The organism is Paraburkholderia sp. NPDC080076 (assembly GCF_050281145.1).
In the GTDB taxonomy this organism is placed as follows: domain Bacteria; phylum Pseudomonadota; class Gammaproteobacteria; order Burkholderiales; family Burkholderiaceae; genus Paraburkholderia.
Genome location: NZ_JBNNWQ010000025.1, coordinates 1 through 8,909 on the forward strand (window position 1 = coordinate 1; position 8,909 = coordinate 8,909).

The 8,909-nt window shown below is 61.2% G+C and carries 10 protein-coding genes; 7 read left to right on the forward strand and 3 right to left on the reverse strand.

All coding sequences use genetic code 11. From position 1 onward, the window contains the following. From ACQKRQ_RS41260 to ACQKRQ_RS41270, 3 genes are all read right to left on the reverse strand, one after another. Positions 1-359, reverse strand: a 359-nt coding sequence (locus ACQKRQ_RS41260; RefSeq protein WP_427483513.1) for a citrate/2-methylcitrate synthase, incomplete at its 3' end; no start/stop codon positions are given. Positions 360-519: 160 nt separating this feature from the next. After that, entirely contained in the window at positions 520-1,536 is a 1,017-nt protein-coding gene (locus ACQKRQ_RS41265; protein ID WP_427483514.1) for an HpcH/HpaI aldolase/citrate lyase family protein, read from the reverse strand. A gap of 243 nt (positions 1,537-1,779) precedes the next feature. Then, complete coding sequence (locus tag ACQKRQ_RS41270) at positions 1,780-2,763, reverse strand: malate dehydrogenase (protein ID WP_427483516.1); 984 nt, start codon at positions 2,761-2,763, stop codon at positions 1,780-1,782. 494 nt (positions 2,764-3,257) lie between these two features. On the opposite strand from ACQKRQ_RS41270, the gene ACQKRQ_RS41275 reads away from it, so the two are divergent. The 7 genes from ACQKRQ_RS41275 to gltA all read left to right on the forward strand — a co-directional run. Then, positions 3,258-4,058, forward strand: coding sequence for a GntR family transcriptional regulator (locus tag ACQKRQ_RS41275; protein WP_427483518.1), 801 nt, complete (start codon positions 3,258-3,260; stop codon positions 4,056-4,058). Positions 4,059-4,215: 157 nt separating this feature from the next. Then, positions 4,216-4,632 carry a succinate dehydrogenase, cytochrome b556 subunit gene (gene sdhC / locus ACQKRQ_RS41280; RefSeq protein WP_132383609.1) on the forward strand — a complete coding sequence of 139 codons (417 nt, stop codon included), beginning with the start codon at positions 4,216-4,218 and terminating at the stop codon, positions 4,630-4,632. Positions 4,633-4,635: 3 nt separating this feature from the next. Then, entirely contained in the window at positions 4,636-5,004 is a 369-nt protein-coding gene (gene sdhD, locus ACQKRQ_RS41285; RefSeq protein ID WP_132383610.1) for a succinate dehydrogenase, hydrophobic membrane anchor protein, read from the forward strand. A 4-nt stretch (positions 5,005-5,008) separates the two neighbouring features. After that, complete coding sequence (gene sdhA, locus ACQKRQ_RS41290; protein ID WP_132383612.1) at positions 5,009-6,784, forward strand: succinate dehydrogenase flavoprotein subunit; 1,776 nt, start codon at positions 5,009-5,011, stop codon at positions 6,782-6,784. A gap of 24 nt (positions 6,785-6,808) precedes the next feature. Beyond that, a complete protein-coding gene (locus ACQKRQ_RS41295) occupies positions 6,809-7,513 on the forward strand; it encodes a succinate dehydrogenase iron-sulfur subunit (RefSeq protein WP_134963614.1) in 705 nt (234 codons plus the stop codon). A 1-nt stretch (position 7,514) separates the two neighbouring features. After that, positions 7,515-7,787 carry a succinate dehydrogenase assembly factor 2 gene (locus ACQKRQ_RS41300; RefSeq protein ID WP_132383615.1) on the forward strand — a complete coding sequence of 91 codons (273 nt, stop codon included), beginning with the start codon at positions 7,515-7,517 and terminating at the stop codon, positions 7,785-7,787. Positions 7,788-7,887: 100 nt separating this feature from the next. Continuing rightward, positions 7,888-8,909, forward strand: a 1,022-nt coding sequence (gene gltA / locus ACQKRQ_RS41305) for a citrate synthase (RefSeq protein ID WP_427483521.1), incomplete at its 3' end; no start/stop codon positions are given.

The window sequence follows — 8,909 nt, forward strand, 5'->3', positions numbered from 1 at the left end:
ACGCCGGTGCGCATCACGTCCATCGGATGGGCGGCGGCCGGAATCCATTCGAGCGCGGCCTTGACGTTGGCGGGCAGGCCGCGCAGCGCTTTCAGCTTCGTCTTGTAGGCGGTCAGTTCGGCCGGGGTCGGCAGCTTTTCGTGCACGAGCAGGTACGCGATCTCTTCGAATTCGCAGGCGCTGGCGATATCGAGAATGTCGTAGCCGCGGTAGTGCAGGTCGTTGCCGGTCTTGCCGACCGTGCAAAGGGCCGTGTTGCCGGCCGTCACGCCCGACAGGGCGACGGATTTCTTCGGTTTGAAGCCGCTTTGGGGTTCGTTGCCGCCTTGTGCACCGGCGGTTTGCGTCGTCTCGCTCATCTCCCGCAATCTCCTTTGTGCCTGCTCGATGCTTCTGATTGACCCATGCGTTCGACACTCGCCGTCTGCAGCGCCACATGATGCCGTGCTTCGATTGCCTGGCGGCGTGCGCATTTGCCGCTCACCGCAGCCGCGCCGATTGCCGCAGCGACTTTCATGCTCATGATCCTGCTTGCACGCCAGTGCCCACTTTCGTGAAAAGCGGCGCGGCGTCTTGCGGGACGGCGCGACCGGTGGCTTGTGCGCGGCGCAGTACCGACCAGTAGTAGCGATAGCTGGCGCGGTCGTGCAGCGTGTCGTGATGGCGCGTCGGGCCCCATTGTGCGGACTGCGCGGCCAGCAGGATGTCGGTGGCCGTGGCGATCTCTTCGTCGCGCGGCGCGAATGCGGCGACGATCGCCTCGATCTGCGCCGGATGGATGCTCCACATGCGTGTGTAGCCGAATTCGTTACGGGCGCGCGCGGCGTCGTTGGCGACCACCCTCATGTCGCGCACTTCCGTGCTGACGTTGTGCGACGGCACTTTGCCGTACGCGTGGCAGGCCGCCGAGATTTCCAGCTTCGCGCGCCGCACCAGCGGATGGTCGAACTGGCCGGGCGAGCGCATGGCGGTATCGGGAATCGCGCCGTCGTGCGCGGAGACGAAGTCCATCAAGCCGAAGCTCAGCGCTTCCACGCCGGGCAGCGCGGCCAGATCGAACACACGCGTCAGCGCGCCGTGCGTTTCGACCAGCAACTGCACCGGCACTGGTTGCGCAATGCCGAGCTCGCGCCGCGTCGCCTCGATGAACGCGACCATTTCGGCGGCATCGGGGACGTTGCGGATCTTCGGGAGAGTGATGTAAGCAGGCGCTCGCTTCGCGGCACGCAGAATGAGACGGACGTCGTCGCGCCAGTGCGCGTGATCGAAGTCGTGAGTCCGCACGCCAACGCGGCCGAAGCGGTCGTGCTCGCTGCCTAACAACGAGGCGACCAGCTCAGCGTGTTGCGCTTCGCGGCCGACCTGCGCGCCGTCTTCGCAATCGAGCGTGATGTCGAACACGGGACCCAACTGCTGCTGCAATGCCAACGATTTCAGCATCAGCTTTTCGCTGCCGGCGTAGTGATCGCAGGCAGGCAGCACAGCGGGCGGCACTTCGCCGTCAAACAGCACTTCGGCGGGTGTGAGGGCGCGCATCTTCGGCGTCAGGGGCGTGGGTAGTGTTTGGAGAAATCTGATTCGGGCGCGCTCTGCCGGACCGTCACGGCAACTGAGCAAAACGCGCTCGGATCAGATGCGAATAGCTGCATTCGCACGTAAAAAAACCGGAACTTGCTGCGGTGGCGCCTGTGAGCGCCCCCGGACATTTCGCATCGCGCCAGGCTGCCCGAAGGCGGCCTGGCGTTGTCTCACGAGTTCCGGTTCGTTTGCATCAGCCGCTTAGCCGAGCAGGTGTTGAACGCCTTCGCGCTCTTCCAGCAACTCGTTCAGCGTGCCGTCCATCTTTTCGCGCGAGAACGCGTCGATTGCCAGACCTTCGACGCGCTTGTACTCGCCGTTTTCGCACGTGACCGGCACACCGTAGATGATGTCTTCCGGAATGCCGTACGAACCGTCCGACGGGATACCCATGGTGACCCACTTGCCGTTCGTGCCGAGCACCCAGTCACGCACGTGGTCGATTGCAGCGTTGGCCGCCGACGCTGCCGACGACAGGCCACGCGCTTCGATGATCGCCGCGCCGCGCTTGCCGACGGTCGGGATGAACGTGTTGCGGTTCCATTCTTCGTCGTTGATCAGCTTGGTCAGGTCTTGACCTTCTGCCGTTGCGACGCGGAAGTCCGGGTACATGGTCGGCGAGTGGTTGCCCCACACAGCCAGCTTTTCGATCGACGCGACCGGCTTGCCCGACTTGGCGGCCAGTTGCGACAGCGCGCGGTTGTGGTCCAGGCGCAGCATGGCGGTGAAGTTCTTCTTCGGCAGATCCGGCGCCGACTTCATGGCGATGTAAGCGTTCGTGTTGGCCGGGTTGCCGACCACCAGCACCTTCACGTCGCGGCTCGCGACCTTGTTCAGCGCCTTGCCCTGAACCGTGAAGATTTCGGCGTTCGCCGACAGCAGGTCCTTACGCTCCATGCCTTTCGAACGCGGACGCGCGCCGACCAGCAGAGCCACGTCTGCATCTTTGAATGCAACTTCGGGATCGTCGGTGATCACGACGCCCGACAGCAGCGGGAATGCGCAATCATCCAGTTCCATCACGACGCCTTTGACGGCGCCTTGCGCTTGCGGCAGGTCGAGCAATTGCAGGACCACCGGCTGATCCTTGCCGAGCAGGTCGCCATTGGCGATGCGGAACAGCAGGGAGTAAGCGATTTGACCTGCGGCGCCGGTGACGGCAACGCGCTTTGCGGGCTTAGCCATTGAGAAATCTCCAGGACGATGCGTTAGACGCTAGGGAAAACGCCATTCTATATGCGCGTTCAGCGAAGCGTTGTGAAACAGGGCGGAATTCACTGTCGCGGACTGCCTCGCCAATTGCCGAGGCCGAGCGGCGCGTTGCGGCAAGACCGCCATGCCGGAAATCTGCACTACAGCACGGGAGCGGAATATGAAGCGCCGGGTAGCCGCTGCACGGTGCGGGCTCCTGCAAACAGCGCGTTTCGGCAAGCGTCTGACCAACGAATGGCGGCGAAATCGAAACCTGAACTGCGTGGGAACAGCATGGTGCACAGTGGCTGCCGGTGCGTCGCGGCGCTGCATCAAAACAGCCGCCGAAAAACCCGCAAACCCTTGCTCGACAAGGAGTGTAGGAGTCGTCAGACACAAAGTCAACATTATCTTATGTCTTATATAAGACATATCTATTGCGGGGAAAACCCTAGACGCGGCCTAGCCCTTTATGATGAAATGCGCGGATGAATTCGAACCCGGCGAACACCACGAATCCGAGCGGCCAAGGGGTCGCGGGCGAGGGTGTACCTGCTGCGCCTCCGGCCACGTCGCCCACTTTCAGCCCCTTGTACCAGCAGATCAAGGGGTTGATCACGCAGGGCCTCGAAAGCGGCGAGTGGAAGCCAGGCGAGATCATTCCTAGTGAAGTCGAATTGGCGGCCAGATACAAGGTCAGTCAGGGGACGGTGCGCAAAGCAATCGACGAACTTGCCGCCGACAACCTGCTGGTGCGCCGCCAGGGCAAGGGCACGTTTGTTGCAACGCACAACGAAGACCGCGCCCAGTTTCGCTTCCTCAGATTACTGGCCGATGACGGCGCGGAACACCCGCACGTCAGCCGCCTGCTCGAATGCCGGCGCTTGCGCGCTTCGGCGGACATCGCCCGGCAACTCGATCTGAAACCGGCCGATCCGGTCGTCTTGATCAAGCGCTTGCTGCAGTTCGACGGCGAAGTCACCGTGCTTGATGAAATCTGGTTGCCCGGCGCCGTGTTCCGTGGCCTGACGCTCGAGCGGCTGTCGGAGTATAAAGGTCCCCTCTACGCGATGTTCGAGACGGAATTCGGCACCCGCATGATCCGCGCAACGGAGAAGATTCGCGCGGTGGCGGCTGAGCCTTCCGTCGCCGATCTGCTGCATGTGCCGGCGGGTTTTCCGCTGCTATCGGTCGAGCGCGTGTCCTATACCTATGGAGACCGGCCGGTCGAAGTGCGCCGTGGTTGGTATGTCACAACCGGGTACTACTATCAGAACGATCTAAGCTGAATCGGGCTGAATGAGGGCGCTGCGTCCCACACGCGCGCCTGTTTGAAGGCGCCTTTATCGCGCGCGCTGTAACGGACCTGTCGTGGTTTTCGCTGCAGCGCGATATAAAAAGGCGCTAAAATTGCGGATTAGTGTGACTACATAGTAGGGGTCTAGCATGGCTGAAGCCGTAAAAAAACCGAGGCCGGAATTCCGGAACATCGGTATCGGGCAGATATTGACGGCATACCGTCTCCCGCTAGCGGGGCGAGTATCGATCTTGCACCGCTTGAGCGGTGGTCTGCTTTTTGTTTTTCTTCCGTTCCTGCTGTACCTCTTCGATCAGAGTCTGACATCGGAACTTAGTTTCGAAGTCTTCAAAGGTTTCCTCTCCAACATCATCGTCAAGCTCATCACGCTCGTTCTGGCGTGGGCCTTCCTGTTTCACTTCTGCGCCGGCATCCGTCACCTCGTGATGGACACGAACCACAACGCGGTCACGAAGGAAAAAGGCAAATCGACTTCCATCGTCGTTCTCGTCGTGTCGTCGCTGCTCACCATCGCATTCGCGGCAAAACTGTTCGGAGCATTCTAAAAAATGTCAGCTAATAACCGAATCGGTTCGAAGCGTCTCGTTGTCGGCGCTCACTACGGTCTGCGCGACTGGCTGGCCCAGCGCATCACCGCCGCCGTGATGGCGATCTACACGGTGATCCTGCTCGCGTGGTTCTTCGGCGCGCGCGATTTCTCGTACGACGGCTGGGCGTCGATCTTCGCCACGCAGTGGATGAAGCTCGCCACGTTCGTCACGCTGCTCTCGCTGTTCTATCACGCGTGGGTGGGTATCCGCGACATCTGGATGGACTATGTGAAGCCCGTTGGCATCCGCCTGTTGCTTCAAGCGCTGACGATCGTCTGGCTGCTCGCCTGTGCGGGCTACGCTGCGCAGATTCTCTGGAGAGTGTAAAAGAATGGCTGCAATCAAGAATTCTCTGCCGCGTCGCAAGTTTGACGTGGTTATCGTCGGCGCAGGCGGCTCGGGGATGCGCGCTTCGCTGCAACTCGCGCGCGCCGGTCTGTCGGTCTGCGTGCTGTCCAAGGTGTTCCCGACGCGTTCGCACACGGTCGCTGCTCAAGGCGGCATCGGCGCATCGCTCGGCAACATGAGCGAAGACAACTGGCACTACCACTTCTACGACACGATCAAGGGTTCCGACTGGCTCGGCGACCAGGACGCGATCGAGTTCATGTGCCGCGAAGCACCGAACGCCGTCTACGAACTCGAACACATGGGCATGCCGTTCGACCGCAACGCTGACGGCACGATTTACCAACGCCCGTTCGGTGGCCACACGGCGAACTATGGCGAAAAGCCTGTGCAACGCGCTTGCGCGGCCGCTGACCGTACCGGTCACGCGCTGCTGCACACGCTGTACCAGCAAAACGTCGCTGCGAAAACGCAATTCTTCGTCGAATGGATGGCGCTGGATCTGATCCGCGACGCCGACGGCGACGTGCTCGGCGTGACCGCGCTGGAAATGGAAACGGGCGACGTCTACATCCTCGAAGGCAAGACCACGCTGTTCGCCACGGGCGGTGCCGGCCGGATCTTCGCGGCATCGACCAACGCGTTCATCAACACCGGCGACGGCCTGGGCATGGCGGCGCGTTCGGGTATTGCGCTGCAAGACATGGAATTCTGGCAATTCCACCCGACCGGTGTGGCCGGCGCGGGCGTGCTAATTACCGAAGGCGTGCGCGGTGAAGGCGGCATTCTGCGTAACTCGAACGGCGAGCGTTTCATGGAACGCTACGCGCCTACCCTGAAGGATCTGGCGCCGCGTGACTTCGTGTCGCGTTCGATGGACCAGGAAATCAAGGAAGGCCGCGGCGTCGGTCCGAACAAGGATCACGTGCTGCTCGACCTGTCGCACATCGGCGCCGAGACGATCATGAAGCGTCTGCCGTCGATCCGCGAAATCGCGCTGAAGTTCGCGAACGTCGATTGCATCAAGGAGCCGATCCCGGTCGTGCCAACCATCCACTATCAGATGGGCGGTATCCCGACGAACATCCACGGCCAGGTGGTGGGCACGTCGAAGGGTCACGAAGAGCCGGTCAACGGTTTCTACGCAGTGGGCGAATGCTCGTGCGTGTCGGTGCACGGTGCGAACCGTCTCGGCACGAACTCGCTGCTCGACCTGGTGGTGTTCGGCCGCGCGGCCGGCAACCACATCGTCAAGCACGTGAAGGAAATCAAGGAGCACAAGCCGCTTCCGGCAGACGCCGCCGATTTCTCGCTGGCACGTCTGGCCAAGCTGGAGAAGTCCTCGTCGGGCGAATACTCGCAAGACGTCGCGGCTGAGATCCGTTCCACGATGCAGGCTCACGCTGGCGTGTTCCGCACATCGGAATTGCTGGCCAAGGGTGTCGAGCGTATTCGGGAAGTGGCTGACCGCGTCGACAACATCTACCTGAAGGACAAGTCGAAGGTGTTCAACACGGCCCGCGTCGAAGCGCTGGAAGTGGAGAACCTGATCGAAGTGGCCCGCGCCACGATGGTTTCCGCCGAAGCGCGTAAGGAAAGCCGTGGCGCGCACGCGCAGAACGACTTCGAACATCGCGACGACGAAAACTGGCTGCGCCATACGCTGTGGTTCAGCGAAGGCGATCGCCTCGACTACAAGCCGGTTCACATGCAACCGCTGACGGTCGAATCGGTTCCGCCGAAAGCGCGAACCTTCTAAGGCACAAGTCAAAGGAATTCAGAAATGGCAAAGCGTACATTTGAAATTTACCGCTACGACCCGGACAAGGACGCAGCGCCGCGCATGCAATCGTATGAGATCGAGATCGATTCGCACGAACGCATGCTGCTCGACGCGCTCGTCAAGCTGAAGGCTGTCGACGAAACGCTGTCGTTCCGTCGCTCGTGCCGTGAAGGCGTGTGCGGTTCGGACGCAATGAACATCAACGGCAAGAACGGTCTGGCGTGCCTCACGAACCTGAACGACCTGCCGCAAAAGATCGTGCTGCGTCCGCTGCCGGGCCTGCCCGTCGTGCGCGACCTGATCTGCGATTTCACGCAGTTCTTCAACCAGTATCACTCGATCAAGCCGTACCTGATCAACGATACGCCGCCGCCGGAAAAGGAACGTCTGCAGTCGCCGGAAGAACGCGACGAGCTCGACGGCCTGTACGAATGTATTCTGTGCGCCAGCTGCTCGACTTCGTGCCCGAGCTTCTGGTGGAATCCGGACAAGTTCGTCGGCCCGGCAGGCCTGTTGCAAGCCTACCGCTTCATCGCGGATAGCCGCGACGAAGCGACGGGCGAACGCCTCGACAACCTGGAAGATCCGTACCGTCTGTTCCGTTGCCATACCATCATGAATTGCGTCGACGTTTGCCCGAAGGGCCTGAACCCGACCAAGGCAATTGGCAAGATCAAGGAATTGATGGTTCGCCGCGCGGTCTGAGATGGAATCAACATCGCATCAGTCCGACCCTCTCCGCCGCGCGCGCCTTCGCTGGCGCGCGCGGCGGGGCCTGCTGGAAAACGATCTGATCTTTGAACGTTTTTTCGGCCGATATGAGCATGACCTCAGCGATGCTGACGTGGGCGCACTTACACGGCTGCTCGAGCTGAGCGATAACGACCTGATGGACTTGCTGCTCGTGCGCAAGGAACCGGAAGGCGACCTTGCCGACCCGGATGTGATCCGGGTGCTGGAGCTGCTGCGTAATGCCTGACCGGCATGACCGGCTTGAGCGCTGCTTGTCCGCGCTTGTCCGTTGTCCCAGGCGTGCAATTATCGAAACCCTGTTTCCATACTTCGATTGAGGATGTGCTATGACCCCGTCAGATGTTAAAGCCACGCTATCGTTCAGCGACAATTCGCCGAGCGTTGAAATGCCGATTTACAAGGGCACTCTCGGCCCGGACGTGATCGACATCCGCAAACTGTACGGCCAGACCGGCAAGTTCACGTACGACCCGGGCTTCATGTCGACGGCGGCTTGCAATTCGGCGATCACGTACATCGACGGCGACAAGGGCGAGCTGCTGTATCGCGGCTACCCGATCGACAACCTCGCGCAAAACGCCGACTTCCTCGAAACCTGCTATCTGCTGCTGAAGGGCGAACTGCCGAACGCACAGCAAAATGCCGAATTCGTGAAGACCGTCACGAACCACACGATGGTGCATGAGCAAATGCACTTCTTCTTCCGTGGTTTCCGTCGCGACGCGCACCCGATGGCGATTCTGGTCGCCGCAGTCGGCGCGCTGTCGGCGTTCTATCACGACTCGCTCGACATCAACAATCCGCGTCACCGTGAAGTGTCGGCCATTCGCATGATCGCGAAGCTGCCGACGCTGGTGGCGATGGCGTACAAGTACAGCATCGGCCAGCCGTTTGCGTACCCGAAGAACGACCTGTCGTACAGCGCGAACTTCATGCACATGATGTTCTCGAACCCGTGCGAAGAGTACAAGGTCAACGACGTGCTGGTGCGCGCGCTCGACCGTATCCTGATCCTGCACGCGGACCACGAGCAGAATGCATCGACCTCGACCGTGCGTCTCGCCGGTTCGTCGGGCGCGAATCCGTTCGCGTGTATCGCAGCGGGTATCGCGTGTCTGTGGGGCCCGGCGCACGGCGGTGCGAACGAAGCCGCACTGAACATGCTGGAAGAAATCGGCTCGGTCGACAACATTCCTGAGTTCATCAAGCAGGTGAAGGACAAGAACTCGGGCGTGAAGCTGATGGGCTTCGGTCACCGCGTCTACAAGAACTACGACCCGCGTGCGAAGCTGATGCGCGAAACCTGCCACGAAGTGCTGGAAGAGCTGGGCCTGCACGACGACCCGCT

Bases quoted from the DNA above. Each gene is read 5' to 3' on its own strand.
- ACQKRQ_RS41265 (WP_427483514.1), bottom strand. From the start codon at position 1,536: ATGCGCGCCCTCACACCCGCCGAAGTGCTGTTTGACGGCGAAGTGCCG.
- ACQKRQ_RS41270 (WP_427483516.1), bottom strand. From the start codon at position 2,763: ATGGCTAAGCCCGCAAAGCGCGTTGCCGTCACCGGCGCCGCAGGTCAA.
- ACQKRQ_RS41275 (WP_427483518.1), top strand. From the start codon at position 3,258: ATGAATTCGAACCCGGCGAACACCACGAATCCGAGCGGCCAAGGGGTC.
- sdhC (WP_132383609.1), top strand. From the start codon at position 4,216: ATGGCTGAAGCCGTAAAAAAACCGAGGCCGGAATTCCGGAACATCGGT.
- sdhD (WP_132383610.1), top strand. From the start codon at position 4,636: ATGTCAGCTAATAACCGAATCGGTTCGAAGCGTCTCGTTGTCGGCGCT.
- sdhA (WP_132383612.1), top strand. From the start codon at position 5,009: ATGGCTGCAATCAAGAATTCTCTGCCGCGTCGCAAGTTTGACGTGGTT.
- ACQKRQ_RS41295 (WP_134963614.1), top strand. From the start codon at position 6,809: ATGGCAAAGCGTACATTTGAAATTTACCGCTACGACCCGGACAAGGAC.
- ACQKRQ_RS41300 (WP_132383615.1), top strand. From the start codon at position 7,515: ATGGAATCAACATCGCATCAGTCCGACCCTCTCCGCCGCGCGCGCCTT.